This window comes from Xanthobacter wiegelii (assembly GCF_043193855.2).
GTDB classification, from domain to species: Bacteria; Pseudomonadota; Alphaproteobacteria; order Rhizobiales; family Xanthobacteraceae; genus Xanthobacter; species Xanthobacter flavus_A.
Genome location: NZ_CM195529.1, coordinates 1,457,423 through 1,484,204, shown reverse-complemented (window position 1 = coordinate 1,484,204; position 26,782 = coordinate 1,457,423). Strand labels below are relative to the sequence as shown.

The window sequence follows — 26,782 nt, the reverse complement described above, 5'->3', positions numbered from 1 at the left end:
AAAGGCGGCTGCCGCTCCCCGGCCCCAGGGCCGGGAACACGCCAGCCGCCCGCAGATCACAGCGCGGGGCCGGGACCGCGGATGGCGAAGTTGCGGTCCTTCAGGCGGGTCATCTTGAAGGTGTCGAAGAGCTTGTCGTAGGTGCCGTCGGCATTGAGCTCGACCAGTGCCTTCGCCACGGCCTCCGCCAGCGTGCGATCGATGAAGTCGATGGTGATGTCGGTGCCGTTCAGCCCCTGCACCTTGATCTTGGCGAGGCCCTTTTCCTCGAGCACGCGCGCGGTCTCATCGATGTTGATGCCGGCCTCGACCTGACCTGCCTTCAGGGCGGCGGTGGTCTCGGACGCCGTCTTGAAGGAGCGGAACTCGATGGGCTTCATGCCGGCGGCGACCATCTTCTCGTTCAGGATCTTGGCCTGCTTCTCCTGATAGGTTCCGGTCTCGATGCCCACGGTGTGGCCAGCCAGATCCTCGAACTTGGTGATCTCCAGCTTGCTGTCAGGCGACGTGTAGATGCTCACCGCCTGCTGGGCATAGGGGATCATAAACATCAGCTTCGAGCGTTCCTCGGTCCAGAACATGCCCGTGTCGATGCCGTCGAAGCGCTTGGCCTTCAGCGCGGGAAGCATGGAGGGCATATCCATGCGTACGAATTCCATGTCCAGGCAGAGCTTCTTGGCGATGGCCTTGCCGAGTTCCACGTTGAGGCCTTGAAGCTCGCCCTTCTCATCTATGAACTGCTGCGGCGGCAGGGTGGGATTGGTGGACATCTGCAGCTTGCCGGGCGTGACCAAGTGATCGGCCGAAACCTTGGGCGTGCAGTCTGCGGCAGCGGCCGCCTGGGCGGCGCCAAGGGCACCGAGCAGGATAGAGAGAGCCATGAATTTGCGCATTGGAGAAGCTCCGGTTCCTTGCGGTTAGAGCAATTCCCGCAAAAGCGCATCGCGGTTTTGCGAAAGGAATTGCGTAAAATCAGATGACTAGAACATTTCCGGTGAACCGGAGTTCACCGGAAATGTTCTAGTCCTGGTTTGCGTTTGGACGCATGATCACGAGAGCCGCGTGGACGGCGCTGACCACCACGCGGCCGGTCTGGTCGAGGAGCAGAACGTCCTCGGTGACGACGCCGCGGTCCCCTCGGGAGGCGGGCCGTTTGGCGGTGAAGGCGAACTCCACGTGCACGGCATCCCCCGCCACCACGGGCGCACGGAACTTCACCGCATCCCAGCCGAGGGAGGCGACCGAGGTGTGCTCGTAAAGGCCGCTCGCGGTCTTCAGCCCCTCCATGATGGAAAGGCAGAAGAGCCCGTGCACGATGACGTCGGCGAAGCCCTGGCTGCGGGCGTAGGTGGCATCGGTGTGAAGGGGGTGATGGTCGCCTGTCACCGCGCAGAAGGCAGCGATGTCGGCGGCCGAAATGGTACGTGCCGGCGTGCGATACCGTGCACCGATCTCCACGTCCTCGTAATAGACGTCGCGCGGGATCTGCGTCCGGACCAGGGCTGCGCCCATGGCGGTTCCGCTGAGCCCTGTCCCGCCGGTGAGCGGGCAGGATTCGACATCTGGCATGGGAGGTCCTTCCGGCACGAGCGACCGGGCCATCAATGGATGATCTGGCTGAGAAAGAGCCGGGCCCGCTCCGACTTCGGATTGCTGAAGAATGCCTCGGGCTTCTCGATCTCCATGATCTGCCCCTCGTTCATGAAGATCACGCGATCGGAGACTTCCCGCGCAAATCCCATCTCGTGCGTGACGCACATCATGGTCATGCCCTCCTGGGCCAGGGACTTCATGGTTTCCAGAACCTCCTTCACCATTTCGGGGTCGAGGGCGGAGGTGGGTTCGTCGAACAGCATGACCTTCGGATTCATCGCCAGCGCCCGCGCGATGGCGACGCGCTGCTGCTGACCACCGGACAGCTGGCTCGGAAACTTGCGCGCCTGATCCTCCACGCGCACCTTCTGCAGGAGGGCCATGGCCAACGCCTCGGCCTCCTTGCGCGGCATTTTGAGCGTGCTCATGGGGGCGAGCACGCAATTCTCCAGGATCGTCATGTGCGGGAACAGGTTGAAATTCTGGAAGACCATGCCGGTTTCGCGCCGGACCTTGTCCACGTTGGCTTTGGTCATCTCGATGCCGTTCACGTAGATCAGCCCGTCATCGTGTCTCTCGGTGCCGTTGACGCAGCGGATGAGCGTGGATTTTCCAGAGCCCGAAGGCCCGCAGATCACCACGGTCTCCCCCTTCTTCACGGTGAGATCGACCTCGCGCAGCGCGGTGAAATCCCCGAAGCGCTTGTAGACGCCCTCCATGCGCACCGCCCATTCACCGGCCGGCCCGGCGGATCGCGTGGTCGTTTTCATCGCAGCCGGCGTCTCCCTTGAGGGCATGTCAGCGGCCTCCCTTCTTGATGGAGCGGCCGAAATGCTTTTCCAGCGGGCGCTGGACCAGATCCCAGAGCGTCGTGAGCGCCAGATAGTAGACGGCGGCCGCCGCATAGACTTCCAGCGTCAGGAACTGCTCCTGCATCAGCATCTCGGAGCGCCGCATGAGCTCTTCCACCGAAATCACCGAGGCCAGCGACGTCGCCTTTAGGAGGCCGTTGATGGAATTGCCGAGCGGCGGGATCATAAGGCGGAAGGCCTGAGGCAGGATCACGCGCCAGAACGCGGTGCCCCGGCCAAGGCTCAGCGCCCAAGCCGCCTCCCGCTGGCCCACGGGAACCGACAGGAAGCCCGAGCGGATGATTTCCGCCATGTAGGCGGCTTCATGCAATACGAGCCCAAGAAGAGCCGATTCCACGGCGCCGAGCTTGATACCGAGCTGAGGCAGGCCGGTGTAGATCACCACCAGTTGGACTAGAAGCGGCGTGCCCCGGAACAGCCAGATGTAGAAGCCGGCGATCCAGTTGAGGGGCCGTGCATCCGCCACCTTCAGGAGCGCGATGCCCATGCCGAGCACGAGCCCCCCGATCACCCCGGCAATCGTCAATGCGACGGTAACGCCGACGCCACCGATGAGAAACCAGTTGCTAAGGTATCCGATGAAGGCATCGACTTTGAAGTAATGCATGTGGTGTCGCTTTACTGCGGACCTGGACCGACGATGGCGACCATTTGACCGGCGGGGAGGCCGCGGAGACCGAACTTGTCGAACAGCTTCTTGTAAGTTCCGTCTTCCTGCATGGACACGAGGGCCTTCACCACCGAATCCGCCACCGCCTTGTTGCGAAAGGCCATGGACATACGGTTCTCGCCCAAGCCGGTAACGGTCTCGCGCACCCGGCCCTTTTCCACGAGGCTGCGGGCGACGCTGTCAATCAGGAGGGCGCTGTCCACCTGGCCGGCCAGAAGCGCGCCCGTGACGTCGGTCGCGGTCTTGAAGGCGCGTATGGTGATGGGCTTGGCACCCTCTGCGACCAGCTTTTCGCTATAGGTCGTCAGCCACTTTTCCTGATAGCTGTTGGTTTCGACGCCGACCGCGGTGCCGGCCAGATCTGCGGCGGATTTGACCGCTACATTCTTGTCCGCAGCCACCACGATGGACAGGCTCTGCACGCCATAGGGCACCATGAAGAGGATCTTGGAGCGCTCCTCGTTCCAGAACATGCCGGTGTTCATGCCGTCGATCCGGCCGGCCTTCACCGCCGGGATCATGCCTGGAAAGTCCATGCGGACGAGAGTGACGGACGTGCAGATGCGGGTGGCGATCTCGTCTGCCAACTCCACATTGAGGCCCTTCAGCGTGCCGTCGGAATCGACATACTGCTGGGGCGGATTGGTGGGATTGATGGAGAGCTGCACGCTGCCCGGCGCCACCAGATCTGCGGCCTTGATTTCAGCCAAGCAGGCGGCCGAGGCCTGAAGCGCACTTGCGCCCAGGACGGCCAATGCCAGGGCCGGGACCAGCATCTTGGTCACGATGGAAGTGCTCCGTATTTTGGTCATTGCGTGCGGTCCGTCCGTCCGGCGAGGAGGCCTGCCTGGGGCCGACCCTGCGATCTGGCTCAAGCGAAGTGCCAACAGTTCTGACTGGCCTGACCACAATCGCCCGCAGCCCCCGGCTTAAGCAAGATCAATTTTTCGGCACAAATTGCCTGGAAATCAGCCGATGGGGCTACCCCAATGGATCATGGTTGCAGGGTGAGGGGCTCGTCCTCCGCGGCGGTGCGGCTCGGTCCTGACCAGGCTGGCTAGGTCTGGACAGACCAGAAGCCCTTCTGCTCCCGGCCCCCGCTGCCCACAAGGCACTGATAGCCGGGCCAATGAGCCCGTTGCGACGCCGTCTGCGTCAGCAGCGCGCCTGCAGGTGCTTCGGTTGACACCGACGCCATTCGAGCCGAGACGGCGGAGCGCGGCGGATTTGCCAATGTACCGCCTCGTACGATCCGCAAGCGCACCTTCGCCTTCAGTCCGCGGCTGTACCGCCAAAGGAACCTTATCGAGCGCTTCGTCAACAGGATCAAGCAGATGCGGGGCCTCGCAAGCCGCTACGACAGGCGCCCGGACAATTTCCTCGCCGCGCTCAAGCTCGCCGCCGTCCGCATCTGGATCAACGCATTATGAGTCCGCCCCCTAGCACTACTTTGGCGGAATCTGTCAATCGGCGTGGAAACCTGCCCCCTATCGGCGCCGAATATTGGGTCTGACTCATTTTTGATGGAGTTTGGGATTCGGCTGGCGTTGATTTTGAGATTGGAATCAACACCATGCAGCCCTCTCTCCGACCTTCGACTCTGGTCCCGCGCGGATTCGTGGTGGACGATGTCAGCAGCGACAGCGCCGGCATGCTGATTACGGTTCGCGCGGTTGGCAAGGCGAGTTCGTGCCCGGGATGCGGGAGAACCTCGGAGCGGATACACAGTCGCTATCATCGGCATCTGGCGGATCTGCCGATGGCGGGCAAACCGGTTCGGCTCGTTGTCCGGGCGCGGCGTTTCCACTGCGACGCGGTGCTCTGCGGCCGGCGCATCTTTGCCGAGCGCTTCGACGCCAAGGTTTTGGCGCCGTGGGCACGGCGGACTGCCCGGCTCGACCACATCGTTCACCACCTCGGGCTGGCGCTGGGCGGACGGGCGCCAACCACCGGCGCGCTCCTCTCCTCGATGCTGGAGACGCTTCGCGAAGAAGCGGACCTCGCTGGCGACACGCTTGAGAAATGTCACAGGTCAATCGGGAAGCGCTTAGTATGCGTCTCGCGGGTGAGGAAAGTTGACTCTCAACTGAAGATTACTCAGGCCAGCGACCCGTAGAACGATTAAAAAGAGGGATCCTAGATTTTCCAGTAGCAAACGTAGCCAACAGGGTGGCCGATGGCGGCTGGCATCATTTTCCACGCATGGGTGCCTCAAGATTGGATCACTGTCAGACTACTGGGAAGCGATGGAAGCGTTCCTTCGATGGTTCCGGTCGAAGAGCTGAGAAAAGCCGTATCTGTCCGACCGGTTGCGCAGGGATTCTGACCTGAAATGGACGCCGTCGCTGCACTCACTGCCTTCTCCCTCGTGGCCGGGCTGCTCACCATCACTCCGGGCCCCGACACTGCTTTGGTGTTGCGCACCGCGACGGTGGAAGGCGCAAAGCAGGCCATGGCCGCCGGGACCGGCATCGTAGCAGGCGTGCTGACCTGGGGCTTTCTTGCCGCCTTGGGGCTGGGCGCCATTTTCTCGGTCTCGCAACTAGCCTTTCAGATGCTGCAAGGTGTCGGCGCGGCCTATCTCCTCTGGCTCGGCGGACAAATGATCCGGAGCGCCATGGTTGCAGAGCCCAAACTGCCGCCTCCGGCCGACGCCGCGTTTGTAGGCTACCGGCGCCGGTTCCTCCCTGGATGGTTTTGGCGCGGATTCCTGACAAACATGCTCAACCCGAAAGTGGGCGTCTTCTACGTCAGTTTCTTGCCTCAGTTCATCCCCGCAGGGGTCCCCGTGGTGCCCTTCAGCCTCGCCCTTGCGGCCATTCATGCCACTATGGGCCTTGCGTGGTTCGCGGCTCTCACGGCGGCGACGCGTCCGCTCGGCCGGTTGCTTGTCCGTCCGGGCCTCGTGCGTGCGATCGACGGTGCAACCGGGGCGGCTTTGGTGGCCTTCGGCGTCACGCTGGCTCTGGATCGGAAAGGCTGACCGTCCGGCACCCTCATCCACGTCGAGGCTTGCACCTAGGCCCCATGATTTAAACCGGCTAGATGCCGTTATGTGCATCCCAGTCGAGATCTAGAAGTCATCCAAGGGGGTTCTAGGAATGGCCCGAGCTCATGGGCCAAGAGCCACTCGATGACCTTGCCCCGTATTGCGCAATTGGGTCAGCACATTGCTGAGGGTTATTCTAGCGTTAGAGGTCAATGGTCGAAATGCCGTGGCCCCTTTTAGCCGAGCGAAAGGACCACGAGCATAGGTCCGATGGAGGAAAGCAGCTCGCGGCGTGTCTAAAAGGAAGCTGACTGCGCTACCCTGCTCTGCAAAAACTCAATATTATTATAAATTTGAATCTTCTGCGCTCGCATAAACCCTCAGCCGCCCCGCGGCCTACACTCAGAATCCCGTGATTTTGAACCGGCTGCTTACGGGTATGCGCACCTCGGTCGAGGCCCGGAAATCGTCCGCGAGGTCGCGCGTCACCGGGCCGACGGCCCAGCGCGCGCGGCAGGCGCCGTTTTCAAGCGCGACAATTGGCGCGACCTCCACGGTCGTTCCGACCATGAACACCTCGTCGGCGGCACGCAGGTCCGCCAGCGAAACCTTTCGCTCGACGACTGCCAGGCCGCGCTTTCGCGCCAGCGCGAAGACATGGCGCTTGGCTATGCTGTCGAGGAAGCAATCGGCGACAGGCGAGACTAGCGTCTGCCTGTCCACCAGGACAATGTTGCCAGTGGTGGGCGCCGCCACCTGGTCCTGAAGGTCGAGCAGCAGCGCGTCGTCGAAGCCGGCGTCGCGCGCGGCCCGCCGCGCCAGCGCGCCGATCAGCTCGAGGCCGGCGCATCTGGCGGCAATGGGCGCGGTCTCAGGATGCGGCCGCCGCCAGAGCGACAGATGGAGACGCACGCCCCGTTCGCCTTGGGCCGCCGGAGCGGGCTGGTGCCAGGCCGCAATCGCCATATGAATGTTGCCATCGCTATCCGTGGCGGACAGGTTTTCACTGCCGCGCCATGCGATGGCGCGGATGCAGGCATCCTTCAGCTCATTGGCCCACAGCACCGCCTCCGCCGCCTTGGCGAGCTCGATCGGCGAGCGCGGAATGGCGTAGCCCATCGCCGACGCCGAGCGGGCGAGGCGCTCGAAATGCGCGTCGCCCAAGAATAGTTCGCCGCCATAGGCGCGAATCCCCTCGAAGACCGCATCCCCTCTGTGCAGAGAAGGGGTCAGACAGTGGATGCGTGCCTCGAGCACGGGCACCAGCGCGCCGTCGAGCCAGATAAGACCGTCGCCGTCATCGAAGGAGAACATGTGGCGCATTGCTCTTAGCCATTCGCAGCTATTGAGCGCCACTGTCCTCCCAAGGCATTGTAGATGGCGAATGAGCAATCTTCAGAGCGACGTGAGATTTGGTCCATTGTACCGCCGAATACGCCTCTATCGCACGGCGACAAGCGCGGGAGAGCAGACACGGAGCCCACGATGACCGAGGCCATGCGCCTGACCGTTCCCCTGAATGCGTTGCGCGCTTTCGAGGCGGCCGCGCGCCATCTGTCGATCAAGGACGCGGCGGGCGAAATCGGCGTTACGCCGTCCGCGGTCAGTCACCAGCTGCGCATCTTGGAGGAGTTGCTGGGTGTCGAGCTCATGAGGCGGGTCGGACCGCGCCTCGAACTGACCGAGACCGGAAAGGCGTTGGCACCGGAGCTGACGGCTGGTTTCGGTCGCATCGTCGAGGCCGTCGGCAGCCTGAAGAAGGAACGCAAGGCCGGTCCGCTCCGCCTGTCCATGCTGCCCACCTTCGCGGTCCATTGGCTGTCGCCGCGGCTGACCCGCTATCCGTTCGCGCGCGCGGGCTTCGAGTTGCTGATCTCGACCACGCAGACGGCCGTGGACCTGAACGCGGGGGTCGCCGATGCCGCCGTCCGCCATGGTGGTGGCGTCTGGCCGGGGGTCGTCTCCGAACGGCTGTTCGAGGAGACCGTCGGTCTTCTGGGGCGGGCGGATTGGCTCCGGCACGGCGAGGCGGGCCTGCGCGCGGGCATCGCGCGGACCAATCTCTTCCTCTCCCAGCATCGCCGCGAGGATTTCGCGCGCTGGAACGGGACGTTGCCGGGCGGGCCGGTGAAGCCTGCGGCGATCACGATCGTGGACTCGGCAGGCCTGGGCCTGAAGGCTGCCATTGACGGCGCCGGCCTCACGCTCGCGGGCCTGGAGATCGCGGGGTGGGATATCGCGGCCGGGCGGCTCACCCCGCTTCTCGGCCACCAGGTGCCGGGTAATGGCGGCTATTATCTGTGCTATCCGCCAGCGCTGGATCGGGACCGCCGCATCCGAAACCTCAGGGCCTGGATGCACGCTGAGGTGGCGAAAGGGGCCGCCCCATCCGCATGAAGGCGCAAATGAGAAGACCTCATCCGGACGCCAAGCATCCTCATTCGACAGGCGGCATCGGCGACCGCCCAATGCGCAAGGGTCTGGTCCGCGCATGAGATGACTTTGGACTGGCTTTCTCATCCGGCGCCTGGGAGGTACACATGGCACAAGCCGATCGGAACTCTGGCGGAACGCGCGCCGGGTGGCCCAGGAGCCTCTGGATTCCCGTGATTGCGGGCGGCCTTATCATGGGAATGGCGCTCGGCGTCCGGCATGTGCAGGGCCTGTTCCTGCTGCCCGTGACCTTCGACCGAGGATGGTCGCGCGAGACGTTCGGATTCGCCATGGCGTTGCAGAACCTCGTGTGGGGTCTTGCCCAGCCGTTCACCGGAATGCTTGCGGACAAGTTCGGATCGGCCAAGGTGATCGCTGTTGGCCTCGTAGCCTACGCACTTGGTCTGGTGTCCATGGCCCACGCAGCGAACGCAACCAACTTCGTGCTCGGCGCCGGCATCACGATCGGCATCGCCTTGTCGGGAACCGCCTTCGGAGCCATTTACGGGGCGCTTAGCCGGATCATGCCGTCAGAACGGCGCAGCTGGGCGCTGGGGCTCGCCGGCGCCATCGGCGGCCTTGGCCAGTTCGCCATGGTGCCCGCCGCACAAGGACTTATCGGCGGGTGGAGTTGGACGGGCGCCTTGGTCATCCTGGCCGGCGGCATGATGCTTCTGCTGCCTCTAGCCTTCCTTATGCGAGACCAGAGTGCCGGCGCCGACGCTTCCGATGCCGGCCTTTCCATGTCGGCCGCCATAGCCGAGGCCTTCCGGCACCGGGGCTTTTGGCTGCTCAACCTGGGCTTCCTGGCGTGCGGCTTCCAGCTCGCCTTCATCGCCACCCACCTGCCCGCATATCTGTTCGACCGGGGCCTGAGTGCCGCGCAGGGCGTGGCAGCGCTCGCCATCATCGCCTTGACCAACGTGGCCGGCACCTATCTGCTCGGCGTCTGGGGCGGCGTCATGCGCCGCAAGTATCTGCTGGCTGTGCTGTATCTCGTGCGCACCATCGCCATGGCGCTTTTCGTCTTCATGCCGCTCAGTGTCGTCAGCACATACCTGTTCGCGGCCGTCATGGGCTTCCTTTGGCTCGGAACGGTGCCGTTGACCAACGGGATCGTCTCCCAGGTTTTCGGCGTGCGCTACATCACCACCCTGTTCGGCTTCGTCTTCTTCGGCCACCAGCTGGGATCATTCTTCGGCGTCTGGCTGGGCGGGTATCTGTTCGTGACGACCGGCTCCTATCAGGCCGTTTGGCTGATCGCCATGGCCGTTGGCCTGCTCGCTGCATTGGTCCATTGGCCGATCGACGACCGGGCCGTGGCTCGGCTGCCCATTGCGCGAGCCTCCGCATGATCCCCGATGATTGCAGTGCCGATCGAAGGTCGGACCAGGCCGCCAGGCCCGCCTGCGGGCTCGCGTTGGCAGGGCTGCTTATCGCCTGCGTGCCCGTTGTCATGGCCTGGACGCACATGGACAAGTGGAGCCTTTGGGCGCTCGCAGGGCCCTTCTGTCAATAGAAGCGGCATGAAGGCTCAGCTGGCGATGGAGGGCATGCGCGCGCCCATCACGTGGCAGTCTTCAGGCCAGAGACGCCCCCTTCCGCCATTCCTGCCTTACAAGTTCGGCCCAATTTCCGCGCCATAGAAGGCTTCGCCATAAACCTGCCGCCCATCGCGAAACCGCATCAGCTCGCAGGCTCGAACAGTGCGGCCGCCCGCCCTGGAAACATAATGGACGAGAAGCACCTGGGAGGACTCGTCGCAGACGGCGGATTCAATCTCGAAGCGCAGGTCGGGTACTGCGGCAAGCGCCTTCTTCCAATAGTTCTGCAGGGCGCTGCGTCCGCGCACCGTCGCATTCCCGGTGATGCTCTCTGCGCGCGGACTGACAAACACCGCATCGTCGACAAATGGCACCAGGACGGCGTCCAGGTCCTGCCGGTTCCAGGCATCGATCCAAGCCAGGGCATGGTGCTCGAGTTCTACTCGGGTCAGATGTTTCATAGCCAGAACTGTCCTGCTGTGATGGCTGGAAGAGCAGCCATGGTTCGATTGACGACGAGAAGCTTGCCGGGACTGCTGAGCCACTGCCTTAGCCCGGCCCCGAATGCGGCCCACACCGCCATGCACGGCAGGCCGACCAAAGTGAATACGGCGCCCACCAGGACTATGCGCACGACATAGCCCTCGCCGGGACCGACGAAAGCGGCCACGGCCGTCACCGCGATGAGCCAAGCCTTTGGGTTGACCAACTGGAAGGCCGCAGCTTGGAGAAAGCCGATTGGCTTCGCCATGGGGGCATCGCTTGGCGCCGCCGCACGCCAGAGCTTGAACGCGAGCCAAAGGAGGTAGAGCGTGCCCACGAGCTTCAGGCCGATCTGGATGCGAGGCTCCAGCGCGAATATCGCGCCGAGGCCGGCGCCAACCGCAGCAAGCTGGATTGCGACGCCGCACGGTATCCCGAGAATGTGAGGCCAGGTGCGGGTCAGGCCGAAGGCAAGGCCGGAGGTGGTCAGCATCAGATTGTTAGGGCCGGGCGTTATGGACATCACGAAGGCGTACATGGCCAGCGCGCTCAATGATGGTGTTTCCATCCTGTGGCCTCTCTCCTTGGCGGCCTCGCCGTCGAATGCAGCCGGATGGCAAGAATTGGCATGGGGAGATGCTGCGCGCTGCTGAGATTTCGTCAGCCAAGGATGAGCTGTTCTCCCGCCTGCAAAAGCCGGCAGAGCCGGGTGTTCGGGCAAGGCCGAGATTTTCTCAGCTTGGGGGGAAAGCTTCTCACTCCGGTTCGCCGCCGCCCCTCACTAGCTTTCGCCGGGCAGGGCCACCAAGCGGGAGAACGCCATGAGTGCACACATGCGGCCGGAGATCGGCAGCCCGGTGGGTTCGGACGTGGAACAACGGATCCGGGGCAGCTTCCAGCGGCAAGGGCTCATGGCCCATCTCGGCGCGACCATATCGGAGGTTCGGCACGGCCTCGTGACCATCCGCATGCCGTTCCGTCCGGAGCTGTCGCAGCAGCACGGCTATTTCCACGCGGGCGGCACCTCGGCGATCGCGGATTCGGCCGGCGGCTATGCGGGCTTTACCCTCTTTCCCGAAGACAGCTCGGTGCTCACCGTGGAGCTCAAGGTCAATCTGCTCAATCCGGCCCAGGGCGATGCGCTGGAGGCGGTCGGCAGGGTGGTCAAGGCCGGAAAGACCCTCACCATCTGCCAATTGGAGGTGTTCGCGGACAGCGCCAAGGGCCGGTCCCTCGTCGCGATCGGCCAGCAGACCCTGATCTGCATGGCCGGCCGCCCCGATGTGCCGGCCGAGGGCCGGCACGGCGCGCTTTGAGCCTCATGGCGCACCGCGCGCGCGGGTTGCGTCGTAGGCCTGCATGTGGGCAAGGCTGACGCGCAACAGAGGGGCGGACAGCCCCGCCGCCCGCGCGCGGGCCAGCATGTCGCCCAGGATATGGTCATGCTCGGTCGGGCCGTTGCGCATCATGTCGCGCAGCATCGACGCCGTCCCGGCCGAGCCGCGCTCGGTGAGCGAGGCGACCATCTGGGCCATGGCCTCGGGGCGTGGCGGGTGGCCGCCGGCCGTCGCCGTCGCGACGCATTCCGCCAGCATGTCGCGCAGGATCGCCTCGCCCTCCTCGGCCGAAAGAATGGCGCCGACGGGTGCCCGCATCAGCGTCGTCATGCCGGCATAGGTGGCGAGGAAGGTGAACTTCTCCCACATGTCCTGCATGACGTCCTCGCTGAGGACGGGTGCGAATCCCCCGCGCTCCAGCACCTTGTGCAAGGCCGCGGCGGCCGGGACCTGCGCCGATGTCCGCGCGCCGAGGACGAACCGCTGCAACCTGTTCAGATGTTGGATCTCTCCGGCCTCGGTCAGGGATACGCCGATATGGCACAGCCCGCCCAGCACGCGCTCCCGGCCGAAGCGGGCGTCAAGACGATCGAGCTGGCGCACTCCGTTCAGCAGCGGCAGGACGAGTGTGGCCGGCCCCACCGCAGGCGCGACGGCGTCCATCGCGCCCTCGAGATCGTACGCCTTGCAGGCGAGCAGCACCGCATCGAACGGAGCGTCCGCCGCCGTCAGCGTCGCCACCGGGATGCGCAGGTCGCCCAGCGGACTGGTGATGACCAGCCCGTGGCGCGCCAGCCATTCGGCGCGTGCCGGCCGGATCAGAAAGCGGATGTCGACCCCGGCTGCGGCCAGCCTGCCGCCGAAATAGCCTCCGATGCCTCCGGCCCCCATCACGAGCATGCGCATCGCGGCCCTCCTTCTCTCGCAGATTATCCACTATAGTAGAGAGCGTGCCGGTGCAATGCGTTGGCTTGTTCGCGCCGCGCGCGGCCGGTAGGTTCGGCGGGCGGAAGCGAGCACCCGGTGGAGTCGCGTTGCCCAGACAGAGCGAACCCCCAGCGCAAAGCGACGATCCGGCCGCCGAAGAGGCGCACCTCGCCGCCAATCTGCGCCGGATGCGCCAGGAGGCCAGGCTGACATTGGACCAGCTCGCGACGCTGTCCGGCGTCAGCCGCGCCATGATCTCCAAGATCGAGCGCGGCGTGTCCGTGCCGACCGCCACCGTGCTCGGCAAGCTTGCCGGCGCCCTCAAGGTCAGCCTTTCGCACCTGCTGGGTCGGTTCCAGCCCCGCGAGCCGCAATTGATCAGACGGGAGGACCAGTCGATCTTCCGCGATCCGAAAACCGGCTTTCAGCGCCGCGCCTTGTCGCCGCTGTTCGCGGACGGCGCCGTGGACGTCGCCTTCAATTGCCTGCCGGCGGGACGCGCCGTCTCGTTCCCGCCCCATCACGCAGGCGTGGAAGAATATCTCGTTGTCCAGGAGGGGACGCTGAAGGTGGTCCTGGAGGACAGATCCTTCAGTGTGTCCGCGGGCGACACCCTGTTTTTTCCATCCCATTGCGGACATGAATTTCGCAATGAGACCAACGAGCAGGTTTCATTCCTGATCGTCATTGATGATCGCTCGAGACGATAGGTGCGCATGGCATAGGGCGAAGCCGTGGCACCGCCCGTCGTCTGGGAGTTCGCCCGGCTGCCCGGACTCCTCCGCCCACAGGGCCGGCGAGGCGCCGAGGCGCAGAATGTCGAGGGAGCAGGAGATGGGTGCGCGCACCGCAGACACGTCCGCCGGCCCGCCGCCGGAACCGAATGGCGCGGCGCCTGACGCCATGGCATTTCCCCTGAAGGCCCTTCTGGTCGGGACCGTGAAGCCGTTCGGCCCCGGCGGCGTGCCCAGCGGCATCGCCAAGCAGCCGGTGGCCGGCCCGGTCCATCTCGGGCGCGAGGGCTTCGCCGGCGACGGCCAGGGCGACCGGCGCCACCATGGCGGACCGGACAAGGCCGTGCATCACTACCCCTTCGACCACTATGCCGCCTGGACGCAGGAGATCGGCCCGCACGCCGTTCTCGAGCAGCCGGGCGCCTTCGGGGAAAACCTGTCTTGCGCCGGGATGACCGAAGCGGACGTGGCCCTCGGGGACGTGTTCCGGCTCGGCGGCGCGGTGGTCGAGGTGTCTCAGGGCCGCCAGCCGTGCTTCAAGCTCAACCACCGCTTTGCCGTGACCGACATGGCCGCGCGCGTGCAGCGCAGCGGGCGGACGGGGTGGTATTACCGCATTCTGGAGGAGGGCCGCGTCGCGCCGGGGGACAGCCTCGTGCGCCTGGAGCGGCGCGCGCCCGACTGGCCGCTGCAGCGCCTCTGGCGGGTGCTCTATTCCGACCGGCTCGCGCGCGACGAGCTTTCCGCGATGGCCGCGCTGCCTCTCCTGCCCGAGAGCTGGCGCCGCCTTGCGGAGCGCCGCCTCACCACCGGGCAGGTGGAGAACTGGAACCGGCGCCTGTTCGGGACCTCCGGCGAGAGCCAAGGCGCCGGGAGCTAGGGATTCCGCATCGGCCGGCTTCGGCTCGTGCTGGCGCCATCACCAGCCGCCGCGCCCGATCCACGCTTCCATCATTGCCATCCGGTCCCAGCCCCAGAACGGCTCGTCATCGACAAAGAAGAAGGGAGAGCCAAACACCCCGAGGGCCACCGCCTGCTCGGAGATGAGTTTCACCTTCTGCTTGATGTCGGGCGCCACGGCGTCGGCGGCGAGCGCGTCCGTGTCCAGGCCAAGCGCGGCGGCCACCGCCAGCACATGCTCCAGGTTGCCGCTGTCGATGCCGCGGGTGAAATAGGCATCGAATAGCGCCCTCGCGAAGCGCTTCGCCGCCTCCGGGTCCTGCGCGTCGATGAGATAGAACACCCGGGTGGCCGCCAGCGCCACCGAAGGGTGGTGATCCGGCAGCGCGAACGGCACGCCCCGCAGCCGCGCGATGCGGTGCCAATCGGTCCTGGCGTAGTCGCGCTTGAGCGGGGTCGAGGACAGGCCGCGTGAACCGGTCGCCTTGAACGCGGTGCCGAGCGTGTAGGGGCGCCAGCGGGCCGGCCTGCCCACCCGGCGGCCGAGATCCTCGATCTCCAGCGCGGCGAAATAGGCATAGCCGGACGCGAAGTCGAACCAGAAGTCGATGGGCCGATCACCGGTCATGGGTCCCTCGCATGCACGCGCCGATCACCTGCGGCCGCTTCGCATGCGCGGCCTCTTGCACGGTTATGTTCAGCGCTCGTCCTGCCAATAGTCGACCCGGCTGTCCGCGCGCACGGTGATGTCGACGCGCCGCGCCGCCTTGTCGCCGCCGGGGGGCGATCCGGCAAAGACCGTCATCTTGCCGGAGTCGGGATATTCGAGCACGTCGGGCTCGTGCATGGAGCTGACGGCCAGATACCTCAGGGGCTCGTCCCCTTCGGCGATCAGCTGGTGCGCGGTTTCCGCCCCGCCGGCCGGGCACACGATCACGTCGCCGGGGGCGACCGGATATGCCCGTCCCCCGTGGCGCAGGCGGCCGCGGCCTCCCAGAATGACGAACAGTTCGTCGTTGGCGTGGTGGCAGTGGTAGGGCCAGGCCTTCTTGCCGGGCGGAGCCTCGATGTAGCGCGCGCCCATGCGCCTTGCCCCCAGCGGCGCCGCCACGGCGGCAAAGGCCGCTTCGAACGTCTCGCCATGGGACTGTCGCGCAAGCGGCAGCTCACAAAGCTTCACGACTGGACCCATGACACCCGCCCCGCCTCTCCCGCCATCCAGGCGACGAGGAAAGGCCGGGCTCGCCGCCGGCGCAACTGAAGGCTTCTCACGTCATGCGGAGGCATCCTCATTCGACAGCATCGGCGAAGCATCGAGAATATCAACTGGCGAGGATGATGGATTGGCGAGGATGATGGATCGGAGCCGACAGCGTGCGTCAGCAAGCAAGTTGCACTCGGCCGGGGGACGTCACAGCACAGCGCAGGGGTGAGCCGGTGCGGTTTGCCGCGCCGGATCACGTCGTACTTGGCGGCTTCATCTGGAGTCATGGCCATAGTGATCCCCGACACCCGGTGGTTGTGATCTCGCCCGCCACTTCGGTTCGGTGCCGATATTATTCGCGGTTTGCAGACTATCTCTACGCCAATGGGTTCAACGTCCTCATCTATGACTACCGCGGCATAGGCGAGTCGAGGCCCAGCTCCCTGCGCGGATTCCAGGCCGACTGGGTGGACTGGGGGAAAAGGATCTCGAGGCGGCCCTCCGGCTTGCGCAAGCTGAATTCCCGGGGCATCCGATCCATGCGGTCGGCCACTCGATCGGCGGGTTCGCAATCGGTCTTGCCACCTCCAATCACCTGATCGGACGCATATTCACGGTGGGCGCGCAATATGCGTACTGGCGCGACTACGATTCGTCGCATCGTCGGCGCATGTATCTCAAGTGGCACATCCTCATGCCGATAATGACCGGTCTCTTCGGCTATTTCCCTGCGCGGCGGCTTGGCTGGATGGAGGACACCCCCGCCGGCGTGGTCCGCGACTGGAGCCGCATGAAAGCCCGTTTCGAGGATACGCTGCGCCATGACATGTTCGTGGGCGGCGTGCGGGAGTCGGAACAGCTGCGCCGACGGTTCACGACAGTCACCGCACCCATCCTGTCGGTCGGATTGACCGACGATCCCAATGGAACGCCTACCGCCCTCTGCTCCTCTGGGCTCAGAGCCGGATTGGGCATGCCTCCCATCGTCGGCACTATCGGCTGCACTGCGGTCTGCGCATTGAGGATCGGCCGACCGAGGTCGCCGGGCAGCGGCGGTCCGAGCTTCGGGATTCCGGCGTAATCCTTCGGCAGACTGGCGAGCCCGTCCGGCGTCGACTTGACTTCGGTCGCGTAGAGTTCCTGTCCCGGCCCACGGTCCTTGCGCGCCTGAAGAGCGTAGATCAGCGCTCCGCCGATCCCAAGGCCCGCGACCAGCCCCAGCCCGGCCAGCACCTTGCGGGACAGGCGCGTCACCCGTGGCGGCTCCGGGCGCAGCCGCATGGCCGCCACAGCTTCGCCCGTCAATGGTCTGGCGTTATCGGCCGGGTCCGGCCCTTTCTCCCTCCCGGATTCATTGCCGCTCATAGGACCCGCCTCCCATCGGTGCGGGAGATGCGGACGCGCTTCTGGTCCTTGTCGGCACCGAAGCGCAGCTCGGCTGCCGCGAAGAGGCGGTCGACGATCATATAGGTGCCGCGCACACGGTAGTTCACGAGCTCGGAGGTGTCGCCCCGGGGGCCGACGACGAACAGCGGTGGCATCTCGCCCTGGGCGATCCCGCGGGGAAACTCGATGAACACCTGCTGCCCATCGTCGAACGCCCGTAGCAGTCGCCACGGCGCCCGGTCACCGGTGACCTCGTAGCGGAAATTCACTTTGGTGAGGTCGATGCCGGTGGCGACGGGTTGTACGACTGCCGCCTCGGCATTCTGGCGCCGCAGCGCGATGAGCTGGTCCTGCGGGTACTGCCAGGAGACCGAGGCCATGTAGGTCTTCTCGGTGGAGCGCAGCTCCATGTGATAGGTGCGCAGATTGGTGTTGATGACGAGGTTCGTGGTGAGGTCGGGCCGCGTGGGCTTCACCAGGATGTGGACCTGCTTCGCTCCGCCCGCCCCGCTCTCGGTGTCGCCAATGATCCAGCGCACCGTGTCGCCGGCGGCGACCGGCCCCGTGCCCACCAGTTGCTCACCGGGCTGCAGGGCGATGTCGGTGATCTGGCCAGGCGCGGCATAGACCTGATAGAGCGCGCCTTCCACGAAGGGATAGACCTGCATGGAGTTATGAAGCCGTTGCGGACGGGTTGCACGCGCGCGGCGGCATTGGCCTGGTTCACGCGAGCTGCAGGGTCGGTCGCTTCCGGTTCTGCCTTGCCGTCCTTCCCCACAGGCTTCAGTTGGCCAGGCAGCGGCAAAGGCTTCGGCAGCTCGACGATGCGCACCGGCCCCGGCGGCTCGGCCTTGAAGACGGCGGGCGGGGCATCGTCATACTCGATCTCCGGCGGCTTCTCGAAGGTGGCGCAGCCGGCGAGGGCTGAGGTGCAAATGAGGAGAAGCGGCAAGCGGACGTCGCTGAAAGGGCAGTCGAAGGTCGGCAATGGGTCACCTTTGCCCTTGCAAACAGGGCTACTCCCTTCGGCCCGATCGTTAGGGCTCGACAAATCCTGGAGCACAGTCCCGTTTGAAGCGGAGAGGGGAGCCCCTGCTGCGGTTGTTGTGCCCGTGGTTCAGTACGGTGGGATAGCCCCGCCCTCGCACGACGCATCCGTCACAGGGCGTGTTCAGATCGGTCGCCAACGAGCGGGAAGTGAAGGCGAGGGCTGGACGGTGGGATGAAAGTCGGAATTCGTATGCAGGTAGGAGCCGCTTTGCGACCCTACCAAGGCGGCCAATCAGCTTTCGGCGCAAGGACCAAAACGGGCGTCTGCCACCCACACACCAAGACAACTGTTAATTGAAATGGCGCACCCGACACGATTCGAACGTGTGGCCTCCGCCTTCGGAGGGCGGCGCTCTATCCAGCTGAGCTACGGGTGCGTGGCGCAGGAGCGAGGTTCTTTTATCGGAAGGCTCGCGGCACGGCAACAGGGGATGGGCGGTGTCCACGGGTGCTTGCGGGGCGCCGAGGCACGAGCCGCGTGGGACGAGCCGCGTGGGACCGACAGGCCGACGCGAGAGGCCGGGCACCTGTTACTGACGTATCTCAAAAATCCCTCACCCCGCGTCAGCCAGCGCGTCCGATTCGGCCTGGAGGGCGGCTATGAGGGTCATGAAGCGCTCGCCCTGCACCAGCACATGGGCGCGCAAGCGCTCGGCGGCGAGGGTGCCATCGCCGGCAAACAGCGCATCGACGATGCCCTGGTGTTCCGCGAAGGAGGCCTCCACCCGGCGCGGCACCTTCAGCTGCAGGCGGCGATAGGGCTGAAGCCCGCGCTGAAGCTTCAGCGCCTCGCCCGCGAGCACGCGGTTGCTGGTGGCGGCGTAGATCGCGGCATGGAAACGCGCGTTGGCGGGATAATAGGCCTCCTCATCCCCGGCCGCGACAGCGGCGCGGCAGGTCTCATGCGCGTGAGCGATGGCGTCGCGGTCGGACGGTCCCATGCGCTGCACCGCGAGCCGGCCACAGGAGGCCTCGATCTCCGCCATCAGCTCGAAGGATTCGATCAGCTCGCGCGGGCCGAGCAGCACGACGAAGGCGCCGCGGCGGGGCCGGATCTCCACCAGGCCGGACGAGGCCAGTTGGATAAGCGCCTCGCGGATGGGCGTGCGCGAAACGCCGAACCGCTCGGCGAGGCCCACCTCGTCGAGCCGCTGCCCCGGCTTCAGGCGGCCGGCGACGATATCGTCCTCCAGCGCCTCCCTGAGCCTCGGCGTCTGCTCTCCCCGCACGACGGCGCTCCTTTTGTCCCCAGATACCAGAAAGCCTGCTCATCACACTCAATGCAAGACCCAAATTCTTGCATACATGATTGTTGACAAAAAATGCAGCTGGGTCTCTCTTAAGCTGGCGATACGGCGGGATCTGGCGATATGACCTATCTTGATACCGAGATGGCAGTACGCGGCACCCCACGCCGGATCATCCGAAAGAATGGTTCTCACCGCGCCGTCCCGGGCTTGCCTTCCCGAACCGAGCGCCGTCCCATGACGTTGGCGATGTCCGGCATCGTAGCTGGTGGAGTGCGACGATGAGTTCCAACGCGTCCTTCTTCGGCGATCTTCTCACCACCATCGCGGATCGCGGCCGCGCGCTGCTGGACCGCAATGCCCGCGTCTCCGGCGCCACCAAGGCCGCCACGCTGGTGGACCGTTGTGAGCAACTGCTCTCCGGCCGTGGCGAGGCCTCGGGCGTCGCGCTCGCGTCCGACATCCTCGATCGCTATGCGCGGATGAAGACGGGTGAGCGCATTGCCTTCTTCGAGGCGCTCGCCGAAGCCTTCGGGCCGGACCGCACCCGCCTCGATGCCGCCATCGCCAGCTACGGTCGCACGGGATCGGATGCTTCGGCCGCCGAGCTCCACCTCGCCAGCGAGCCGCGTCGGCAGGAGCTGTTCCGCCGCTTCAACATGGCCCCGGGCGCGACACTCTCCCTCGTCCGCATGCGCGAGCATCTGATGGACGCCATGGTGCTCCGGCGCGACCTCGCCGCCGTGGACCGCGACTTCGGCCATCTGTTCTCGTCCTGGTTCAACCGGGGGTTCCTTGTGCTGCGACGCATCGACTGGTCGACGCCCGCCAACGTGCTGGAGAAGATCATCCGCTACGAGGCGGTGCACGCCATCCGCGACTGGAACGACCTGCGCGCGCGCGTCGACAGCCCGGACCGGCGTTGCTACGCCTTCTTCCATCCGGCACTGGTGGACGAGCCGCTGATCTTCGTCGAGGTCGCCCTCACCAAGGACATTCCCGGCGCGATCGCCCCGGTGCTGGACCAGTCGCGCGAACTGCTGGAGCCGGAGAAGGCCACCACGGCCGTCTTCTATTCCATCTCCAACTGCCAGCGCGGGCTCGGCGGCGTTTCGTTCGGCAATTTCCTGATCAAACAGGTGGTGGAGGAGATTTCCCGCGAGATTCCTTCGCTCACCACCTTCGTCACGCTCTCGCCGGTGCCCGGCTTCCGCGCCTGGCTCGACGGCGAGCGAAAGGCTGAGGCACCAGCCGCCCTCACCGCCGCCGACAAGGAGGCGCTGAAAGCGCTCGATACGCCGGACTGGGCGGAAAAGACCGAGGTGCGCGAGGCGCTGACGCCGGTGCTGAGCGCGGCCGCGGCCTATTACTTCCTCATCGCCCGAACCGCCAAGGGCAAGCCGGTGGACCCGGTCGCCCGCTTTCACCTCGGCAATGGCGCGCGGCTGGAGAAGATCAACCCCATGGGCGACCTGTCGGCAAAGGGCATCGCCCAGGCGGCGGGTCTCATGGTGAACTACCGCTATGTCCTCGCCGACATCGAAAAGAACCACGAGGCCTTCGCGGGCAAGGGCGAGGTGGTCGCGAGCCCGGTGGTGAAGAAGCTGCTGCGGGCGGACGCGGCGGCCCGCGCGCTCGTTCCGGTTTCCTGAGCTTGCCCGTGTCCTGAACTGCCCGCAGCGCCGCCGGCACTGTCGCCAACGAGACGAAGACATGACCGAGAACCACCTCTTCACCGCCATCCGCGCCGCCATCCCGGCGATGGACAAGCCCCTCGCCCGCCTCATCGATGGCACGGTGGAGACCTATGGCGACGCGCTCGCCCTCTCCGCTCGCCTCGCCAATCTTCTGATCGCGCGCGGGGTCAAGCCGGGAGACCGGGTGGCGGTTCAGGTGGAGAAATCCTGGCCGGCTCTCGCGCTTTATCTCGGCGCGATCCGGGCCGGGGCGGTCTATCTGCCGCTGAACACCGCCTATACGCTGAACGAGGTCGAATATTTCCTTTCCGACGCCGAGCCCACCGTCTTCGTGTGCCGGCCGGAGATTGAACAGGACGCACGCGCGCTCGCCGCCCGGCTTGGCGTCGGCGCGGTGGAGACGCTCGGCACCGACGGCAAGGGGTCGCTCACCAGCGCGGCCTTAGGCTTCCCCGACACCTTCGAGGATGTGGCGCGCGGGCCGGAGGATCTCGGCGGCATCCTCTACACCTCGGGCACCACGGGCCGCGCCAAGGGCGCCATGCTCACCCACGCCAATCTGCTCTCCAATACGCAGACGCTGAAGGATTATTGGCGCTTCACGGCGGATGACGTGCTGCTGCACGCACTGCCCATCTTTCACACTCACGGGCTCTTCGTCGCCACCAACATCGTCCTGCTGGCCGGCGCGAGCATGGAGTTCCGCTCCAAGTTCGATCCGAAGGAGGCCATCGCCCTCATGTCGGCGGGCAAGGTGACGACGCTCATGGGCGTGCCCACCTTCTACACGCGCCTGCTCGACCAGCCCGGCCTCACCCGCGAGGCGACGAAGGGCATGCGCCTGTTCGTTTCCGGCTCCGCGCCTTTGCTGGCTGAGACCCACCGCGCCTTCGAGGAGCGGACGGGCCACGCCATTCTCGAGCGCTACGGCATGACCGAGACGGGCATGAACACCTCCAACCCCTATGACGGCGCGCGGATCGCCGGCACGGTGGGCTATCCCCTGCCCGGCATCAGCGTGCGCGTCGTCGATCCAGAGACCGGCACAGACCTGCCCACCGGCGAGATCGGCATGATCGAGGTGAAGGGGCCGAACGTGTTCAAGGGCTACTGGCGGATGCCGGAGAAGACCGCCACGGAATTCCGCGACGGCTTCTTCATCACCGGCGACCTCGGCAAGATCGACGAGACCGGCTACGTCCACATCGTCGGGCGCGGCAAGGATCTCGTCATCACCGGCGGCTTCAACGTCTATCCCAAGGAAGTGGAAGGCGAGATCGATGCCATCCCCGGCGTCGTCGAGAGCGCGGTCATCGGCGTGCCGCACCCCGATTTCGGCGAGGGCGTCACCGCCGTCATCGTCGCCCAGAAGGATGCGACGCTGACGGAAGATGCCGTCCATCGGGCCCTCGAAAATCGTCTTGCCAAGTTCAAGCAGCCGAAGCGCGTCTTCTTCGTCTCCGAACTGCCGCGCAACACCATGGGCAAGGTGCAGAAGAATATCCTTCGGGAAACCTACAAGGACATCTATCGTAACGTTGCGTAAAATATCCTGCCGCATTGGCGGGATTGGGCTGACGGCGGGACTACCGCCGCGGCCGACCGGCCGGGGAAGCCGGGGCGGGCAACCGCATCGGCTCCCTGAACGACCGGAAAACGAAACGGGAAACGCCACAGGCCGCATCCAAGCCGGCCGCACGGGAGGAAAGCCATGATCGGATCACGGACCATCGCGCGCGCCTGCGCGCTCGCCTGCGCCATCGCCTTTTCGGCGCCGGCCCTGGCACAGGACATCACCCTGCGCGCCTCGCACCAGTTTCCGGGCGGCAAGGGGGACCCGCGCGACGAGATGGTGCAGATGATCGCCCGCGACGTCGCGGCGGCCAATGTCGGCATCAAGATCCAGGTCTTCCCCGGCGCCTCGCTGTACAAGGCGAACGAGCAATGGGGGGCGCTGACGAAGGGCCAGCTCGACATCTCGTCCTTCCCGCTCGACTACGCCTCCGGCCGCGTGCCGCAATTCTCGGTGACGCTGATGCCGGGCCTGGTGCGCAATTTCGACCGGGCCGAGCGGCTCAACACCTCCCCCTTCATGCAGGACATCAAGAAGATCATCGAGGCGCAGGGTGCCATCGTGATCGCCGATGCCTGGCTGTCCGGCGCCTTTGCCTCCAAGAAGGGCTGCATCACAGGGCCCGACAGCATCAAGGGGCAGGTGACGCGCGCCGCCGGCCCCGCCTTCGAGCAGATGCTGGCCGCCGCCGGCGCCTCCATCGCCTCCATGCCCTCGTCCGAGATTTATTCCGGCATGCAGACCGGCGTGCTTGACGCCACCAACACCTCCTCGGAAAGCTTCGTCTCCTATCGCCTGTTCGAGCAGGTGAAATGCCTGACCGCGCCGGGCGGCAATGCGCTCTGGTTCATGTACGAACCCGTGCTCATGTCCAAGCAGGTGTTCGACCGGCTGAAGCCCGACCAGCAGAAGGCCATCCTTGCGGCCGGAAAGAAGGCGCAGGACTGGTTCGCGCAGGAGGTGCGCAAGGGCGACCAGAAGCTCGCGGACACCTTCAAGAAGGCGGGCGTCGAGGTGATTGAAATGTCAGCCTCCGACTATGACGCCTGGCTGAAGGTGGCGCAGGCCAGCGCCTACAAGAACTTCTCCGAGAAGGTGAAGGGCGGCGACGAGCTGATCAAGAAGGCCCTCGCCGTCCAGTGACGGGACGGGCGCGCTGCGCCCGCACGGCTTCCGCCCGCCGCGCCCTGATGGCGGCGGGCGGCCCCGCACAAGCCCCAGCACACGCCCACGCTTGCCCCCGAGGCGCTCATGACCCGCTCCTTCCTCCACGCCGTGGACTTCCTGTCGCGCGCCGTCGCCATCCTCGCCGGGCTGCTGCTCGTCGCCTCCATGGTGGTGATCTGCCAGATGATCTTCATGCGCTATGTGTTCCGCGCCCCCACCATCTGGCAGACCGACTTCGTGGTGTTCACGGCAACGGCCGCGGTCTTCCTCGGCGCGCCCTACGTGCTGCTGACGCGCGGCCATGTGGGTGTGGATGTCATCGAGCTCATGGCGGCCAAGCCGGTGCAGCGGGCGCTCGGCATCATCGGCGCGGTGCTCGGCCTCCTGTTCGCCATCGCCATGACGGTGGCGAGCAGCATGTTCTTCCATGAGGCCTACGTGAACGAATGGCGGACCTCCACGGTCGCCGCCATCACCCTGTGGATTCCGCTTCTGCCGCTGCCCGTCAGCTTCGCCCTCCTCTCCCTCCAGTACGTGGCCGAGCTGGTGCGCCGCATCTCCGGCACGGACGGCTTCGGAGCGCACCCGTGATGACCCTCTCCCCCACCACATCGGGCTTCGTTGTCATCGGCATCCTGTTCGCGCTGCTCGCCACCGGCATGCCCATCGCCTTCGCCCTCGGGCTCACCGCCATCTTCGGCCTCTTGATGGCGAGCGGCTGGGGCGTGTTCGAGGTGCTCGCGGAGACCATGTTCGCCGGCATCGCCAATCTCGCCTACGTCTCCATCCCCATGTTCGTGCTGATGGGCGCGGCGGTCGCCGCCACCCCCGCGGGCCGCGACCTCTACGAGGCGCTGGACCGCTGGCTGAACCGGGTGCCGGGCGGGCTGGTGCTCTCCAACATCGGCGCCTGTGCCATCTTCGCCGGCATGACGGGATCAAGCCCCGCCACCTGCGCCGCTATCGGCAAGATGGGCATTCCGGAGATGCTGAAGCGCGGGTATCCCGCGTCGGTCGCCACCGGATCGATCTGCGCGGGCGGAACGCTCGGCATCCTCATTCCGCCCTCGGTGACGATGATCGTCTACGGCATCGCCACCGAGACTTCCATCGGCCGGCTGTTCCTGGCCGGCGTGATGCCGGGGCTGATGCTGACCGCCATGTTCATGGCCTGGTCGCTCTACGATTGCCGCCGCAAGGGCTTCCGCTTCGACGACCGCGGCAGCCGCTTCTCCTTCGGCCAGAAGTTGGAAGCGCTGCCCAAGGTGCTGCCCTTCCTCATCATCATCCTCGGCACGCTCTACGTGCTCTACGGGGGCGTCGCGACGCCCTCCGAGGCGGCCGGCGCCGGCGCGTTTCTGACCCTCGGCGTGGTCATCATCATGTACCGGCTGTTCCGCCCCAAGCCGGTCTTCGAGATCTTCTCGTCCACTTTGCGGGAGAGCGTCATGATCATGATGATCATGGCCTCGGCGGAATTGTTCGCCTTCGCCCTCTCCTCGCTTTTCATCACCCAGACGGTCGCAGCCGCCATCGCCGGCCTGGAGGTGAACCGCTGGGTGCTGATGGCAATCATCAACCTCTTCCTGCTGGTAGCCGGCATGTTCCTGCCGCCGGTGGCGATCATCGTGATGTCGGCGCCGCTGCTCTATCCGATCATCGTGTCGTCGGGCTTCGATCCCTACTGGTTCGCGGTGATCCTCACCATCAACATGGAGATCGGGCTCATCACGCCGCCGGTGGGGCTGAACCTGTTCGTGGTGAACGCCATCGCCCCGCAGGTGCCGACGGCGCAGGTGCTGAAGGGCGCCCTGCCCTACGTGCTGCTGATGCTGGGCGGCATCGTCATCCTCAGCGTCTTCCCCGGCATCGTCACCTGGCTGCCCGACGCGGTGATGGGACCAGTGAACTGATGCCTCACCGGGCCGGGACCGGAACCACGTCCACGCCCACGGCGAGGATGTGGTCTCCGGACGAGACGATCACCCCGTCCACCGGCGAGACATCCGCATAGTCGCGGCCGACGGCGAGGATGATGTGGTCGTCCCCCGCCGGGATGGCGTTGGTGGGATCGAGCCCGATCCAGCCGAAGGCCGGCCCGCACCACACCTCGGCCCAGGCGTGGGTGGCGTCCGCCCCCTCCAGCCGGGGCTGGCCCTCGGGCGGGATGGTGCGGAGATAGCCGGAGACGTATCGCGCCGGCAGGCCGAGGCCGCGCAGCCCCGCGATCATCACCTGCGCAAAGTCCTGGCACACGCCCGCCTTCGCCGCGAATGCCTCGTGGGGCGAGGTGGTGACGATGGTGGCGCCGGGCTCATAGGTGAATTCGTCGTGCACGCGGTGCATCAGCTCCAGCGCCGCCTCCAGCACCGGGCGGTCGCCGCGGAAGCTGGTCGCCGTCCAGTCGGTAATGTCGGCGTCGATGGGAATGGCCCGGCTCGGAAACAAGCCGTGGACCGCCGCATCGGGACCAAGGTCCGGCTCCTCCAGCGCCACGACGCGCACTTCGTCCACCAGCGGGGTTGCGGCGGGGTCGGGCAAGGGTGTCGCGGTCACGTCCACCCGGCTGCGGGTGGTGATGGAAAGATGGCCGTGGGGCTGGTCGATGGTAAGCCAGGTGAGCCCGTTGCCGAAGAAATCGGTGCCCTGCTCCAGCTCCGCCGGCTCGGGGTCCACATCGAGGATGTGGGCGATGACGTGCTGGTGGCCGAAGCGATCCATCGGCGTCATCCGCAGCACCTGCCGTACCACGCGCACCGGCACCTGATAGCTGTAAGTGGTGGTCTGGCGAATATCGTAGAGCATTGTACGTTGCTTTCGCTCAGGCGCCGCGCGGGCTGTATTCGTTGCTTTCGCTCAGGCGCCGCGCGGGCTGTATTCGTTGCTTTCGCTCAGGCGCCGCGCGGGCTGTATTCGTTGCTTTCGCTCAGGCGCCGCGCGGGCTGTATTCGTTGCTTTCGCTCAGGCGCCGCGCGG

26 protein-coding genes, 1 tRNA gene and 4 pseudogenes are annotated in these 26,782 nt (G+C 65.7%); 15 read left to right on the top strand and 16 right to left on the bottom strand.

Annotated elements, in window-relative coordinates; genetic code table 11:
* Positions 1-56: 56 nt before the first annotated feature.
* The 5 genes from V5F63_RS06805 to V5F63_RS06785 form a co-directional block, all read right to left on the bottom strand.
* Entirely contained in the window at positions 57-881 is an 825-nt protein-coding gene (locus V5F63_RS06805; RefSeq protein WP_245327458.1) for an ABC transporter substrate-binding protein, read from the bottom strand.
* Positions 882-1,020: 139 nt separating this feature from the next.
* Positions 1,021-1,569 (bottom strand): MaoC family dehydratase, encoded by a 549-nt coding sequence (locus V5F63_RS06800; RefSeq protein WP_394102909.1) that lies wholly within the window; start codon positions 1,567-1,569, stop codon positions 1,021-1,023.
* Between the two features lie 32 nt (positions 1,570-1,601).
* The gene (locus V5F63_RS06795) at positions 1,602-2,363 is read right to left on the bottom strand and encodes an amino acid ABC transporter ATP-binding protein (RefSeq protein WP_209488328.1); all 762 of its coding nucleotides are present in this window, start codon (positions 2,361-2,363) and stop codon (positions 1,602-1,604) included.
* A gap of 28 nt (positions 2,364-2,391) precedes the next feature.
* Positions 2,392-3,072 (bottom strand): amino acid ABC transporter permease, encoded by a 681-nt coding sequence (locus V5F63_RS06790; protein ID WP_209488327.1) that lies wholly within the window; start codon positions 3,070-3,072, stop codon positions 2,392-2,394.
* 11 nt (positions 3,073-3,083) lie between these two features.
* On the bottom strand, positions 3,084-3,911 hold the full coding sequence (locus V5F63_RS06785) for a transporter substrate-binding domain-containing protein (protein WP_394102926.1): 828 nt from the start codon (positions 3,909-3,911) through the stop codon (positions 3,084-3,086).
* A gap of 408 nt (positions 3,912-4,319) precedes the next feature.
* On the opposite strand from V5F63_RS06785, the pseudogene V5F63_RS06780 reads away from it, so the two are divergent.
* From V5F63_RS06780 to V5F63_RS06770, 3 genes and pseudogenes are all read left to right on the top strand, one after another.
* Positions 4,320-4,565, top strand: a pseudogene (locus V5F63_RS06780) (IS5/IS1182 family transposase); the annotation flags it as partial.
* A 191-nt stretch (positions 4,566-4,756) separates the two neighbouring features.
* On the top strand, positions 4,757-5,251 hold the full coding sequence (locus V5F63_RS06775; protein ID WP_394102908.1) for a transposase family protein: 495 nt from the start codon (positions 4,757-4,759) through the stop codon (positions 5,249-5,251).
* Between the two features lie 216 nt (positions 5,252-5,467).
* Positions 5,468-6,118 (top strand): LysE family translocator, encoded by a 651-nt coding sequence (locus V5F63_RS06770; protein ID WP_394102907.1) that lies wholly within the window; start codon positions 5,468-5,470, stop codon positions 6,116-6,118.
* A 408-nt stretch (positions 6,119-6,526) separates the two neighbouring features.
* Here the strand turns inward: V5F63_RS06770 and V5F63_RS06765 are convergent, their stop codons facing one another.
* Positions 6,527-7,438, bottom strand: a complete 912-nt coding sequence (locus tag V5F63_RS06765) for an aminotransferase class IV (protein ID WP_394102906.1) — start codon at positions 7,436-7,438, stop codon at positions 6,527-6,529.
* A gap of 171 nt (positions 7,439-7,609) precedes the next feature.
* On the opposite strand from V5F63_RS06765, the gene V5F63_RS06760 reads away from it, so the two are divergent.
* The gene (locus tag V5F63_RS06760) at positions 7,610-8,521 is read left to right on the top strand and encodes a LysR substrate-binding domain-containing protein (RefSeq protein ID WP_209488323.1); all 912 of its coding nucleotides are present in this window, start codon (positions 7,610-7,612) and stop codon (positions 8,519-8,521) included.
* A gap of 143 nt (positions 8,522-8,664) precedes the next feature.
* Positions 8,665-9,912 (top strand): MFS transporter, encoded by a 1,248-nt coding sequence (locus V5F63_RS06755; RefSeq protein WP_394029030.1) that lies wholly within the window; start codon positions 8,665-8,667, stop codon positions 9,910-9,912.
* A gap of 260 nt (positions 9,913-10,172) precedes the next feature.
* On the opposite strand, the gene V5F63_RS06750 is transcribed toward V5F63_RS06755, so the two are convergent.
* Complete coding sequence (locus V5F63_RS06750) at positions 10,173-10,562, bottom strand: nuclear transport factor 2 family protein (RefSeq protein WP_394102905.1); 390 nt, start codon at positions 10,560-10,562, stop codon at positions 10,173-10,175.
* Positions 10,559-11,137 (bottom strand): LysE family translocator, encoded by a 579-nt coding sequence (locus tag V5F63_RS06745; protein WP_394102904.1) that lies wholly within the window; start codon positions 11,135-11,137, stop codon positions 10,559-10,561. The genes V5F63_RS06750 and V5F63_RS06745 overlap by 4 nt, the downstream gene beginning before the upstream one ends.
* Positions 11,138-11,405: 268 nt before the next feature.
* Here V5F63_RS06745 and V5F63_RS06740 point away from each other — a divergent pair, with 268 nt between their 5' ends.
* The gene (locus V5F63_RS06740) at positions 11,406-11,900 is read left to right on the top strand and encodes a PaaI family thioesterase (RefSeq protein WP_394102903.1); all 495 of its coding nucleotides are present in this window, start codon (positions 11,406-11,408) and stop codon (positions 11,898-11,900) included.
* 3 nt (positions 11,901-11,903) lie between these two features.
* Here V5F63_RS06740 and V5F63_RS06735 read toward each other — a convergent pair whose 3' ends face one another.
* A complete protein-coding gene (locus V5F63_RS06735) occupies positions 11,904-12,827 on the bottom strand; it encodes a ketopantoate reductase family protein (RefSeq protein WP_394102902.1) in 924 nt (307 codons plus the stop codon).
* 128 nt (positions 12,828-12,955) lie between these two features.
* Between V5F63_RS06735 and V5F63_RS06730 the strand changes: the two genes are divergently transcribed.
* Together V5F63_RS06730 and V5F63_RS06725 are read left to right on the top strand one after the other, a co-directional pair.
* The gene (locus V5F63_RS06730; RefSeq protein ID WP_245327438.1) at positions 12,956-13,558 is read left to right on the top strand and encodes a helix-turn-helix domain-containing protein; all 603 of its coding nucleotides are present in this window, start codon (positions 12,956-12,958) and stop codon (positions 13,556-13,558) included.
* Positions 13,559-13,751: 193 nt separating this feature from the next.
* Positions 13,752-14,462: an MOSC domain-containing protein gene (locus V5F63_RS06725; RefSeq protein ID WP_394102925.1), complete on the top strand. Its 711-nt coding sequence runs from the start codon at positions 13,752-13,754 to the stop codon at positions 14,460-14,462.
* A 39-nt stretch (positions 14,463-14,501) separates the two neighbouring features.
* On the opposite strand, the gene V5F63_RS06720 is transcribed toward V5F63_RS06725, so the two are convergent.
* Together V5F63_RS06720 and V5F63_RS06715 are read right to left on the bottom strand one after the other, a co-directional pair.
* On the bottom strand, positions 14,502-15,110 hold the full coding sequence (locus V5F63_RS06720) for a 2-hydroxychromene-2-carboxylate isomerase (protein ID WP_209488319.1): 609 nt from the start codon (positions 15,108-15,110) through the stop codon (positions 14,502-14,504).
* Positions 15,111-15,179: 69 nt separating this feature from the next.
* Entirely contained in the window at positions 15,180-15,674 is a 495-nt protein-coding gene (locus V5F63_RS06715) for a cupin domain-containing protein (protein WP_394029026.1), read from the bottom strand.
* A gap of 182 nt (positions 15,675-15,856) precedes the next feature.
* Between V5F63_RS06715 and V5F63_RS06710 the strand changes: the two genes are divergently transcribed.
* Positions 15,857-16,285, top strand: a complete 429-nt coding sequence (locus V5F63_RS06710) for a serine aminopeptidase domain-containing protein (protein ID WP_394102901.1) — start codon at positions 15,857-15,859, stop codon at positions 16,283-16,285.
* Positions 16,222-16,560, top strand: a pseudogene (locus V5F63_RS06705) (alpha/beta hydrolase); the annotation flags it as partial. The gene V5F63_RS06710 and the pseudogene V5F63_RS06705, both read left to right, overlap by 64 nt.
* A 65-nt stretch (positions 16,561-16,625) precedes the next feature.
* Here the strand turns inward: V5F63_RS06705 and V5F63_RS06700 are convergent.
* From V5F63_RS06700 to V5F63_RS06685, 4 genes and pseudogenes are all read right to left on the bottom strand, one after another.
* Positions 16,626-17,051: pseudogene (locus V5F63_RS06700) on the bottom strand (TrbI/VirB10 family protein); the annotation flags it as partial.
* A pseudogene (gene trbG, locus V5F63_RS06695) lies at positions 17,048-18,024 on the bottom strand (P-type conjugative transfer protein TrbG). The pseudogenes V5F63_RS06700 and trbG, both read right to left, overlap by 4 nt.
* Positions 18,025-18,422: 398 nt before the next feature.
* A tRNA-Arg gene (locus V5F63_RS06690) sits at positions 18,423-18,499 on the bottom strand.
* Positions 18,500-18,676: 177 nt separating this feature from the next.
* The gene (locus V5F63_RS06685; protein ID WP_209488199.1) at positions 18,677-19,351 is read right to left on the bottom strand and encodes a GntR family transcriptional regulator; all 675 of its coding nucleotides are present in this window, start codon (positions 19,349-19,351) and stop codon (positions 18,677-18,679) included.
* A 299-nt stretch (positions 19,352-19,650) separates the two neighbouring features.
* Between V5F63_RS06685 and V5F63_RS06680 the strand changes: the two genes are divergently transcribed.
* From V5F63_RS06680 to V5F63_RS06660, 5 genes are all read left to right on the top strand, one after another.
* Entirely contained in the window at positions 19,651-21,021 is a 1,371-nt protein-coding gene (locus V5F63_RS06680) for a malonyl-CoA decarboxylase (protein ID WP_209488198.1), read from the top strand.
* A gap of 61 nt (positions 21,022-21,082) precedes the next feature.
* On the top strand, positions 21,083-22,612 hold the full coding sequence (locus V5F63_RS06675) for a malonate--CoA ligase (RefSeq protein ID WP_394102900.1): 1,530 nt from the start codon (positions 21,083-21,085) through the stop codon (positions 22,610-22,612).
* Positions 22,613-22,777: 165 nt separating this feature from the next.
* Positions 22,778-23,782: a TRAP transporter substrate-binding protein gene (locus V5F63_RS06670; RefSeq protein WP_394029023.1), complete on the top strand. Its 1,005-nt coding sequence runs from the start codon at positions 22,778-22,780 to the stop codon at positions 23,780-23,782.
* A 108-nt stretch (positions 23,783-23,890) separates the two neighbouring features.
* The gene (locus V5F63_RS06665; RefSeq protein WP_209488195.1) at positions 23,891-24,397 is read left to right on the top strand and encodes a TRAP transporter small permease subunit; all 507 of its coding nucleotides are present in this window, start codon (positions 23,891-23,893) and stop codon (positions 24,395-24,397) included.
* Positions 24,397-25,719, top strand: a complete 1,323-nt coding sequence (locus V5F63_RS06660) for a TRAP transporter large permease (RefSeq protein ID WP_209488194.1) — start codon at positions 24,397-24,399, stop codon at positions 25,717-25,719. Before V5F63_RS06665 ends, V5F63_RS06660 begins: the two co-directional genes overlap by 1 nt.
* 4 nt (positions 25,720-25,723) lie before the next feature.
* On the opposite strand, the gene V5F63_RS06655 is transcribed toward V5F63_RS06660, so the two are convergent.
* Positions 25,724-26,611 (bottom strand): transglutaminase family protein, encoded by an 888-nt coding sequence (locus V5F63_RS06655; RefSeq protein ID WP_209488193.1) that lies wholly within the window; start codon positions 26,609-26,611, stop codon positions 25,724-25,726.
* Positions 26,612-26,782: the final 171 nt, after the last annotated feature.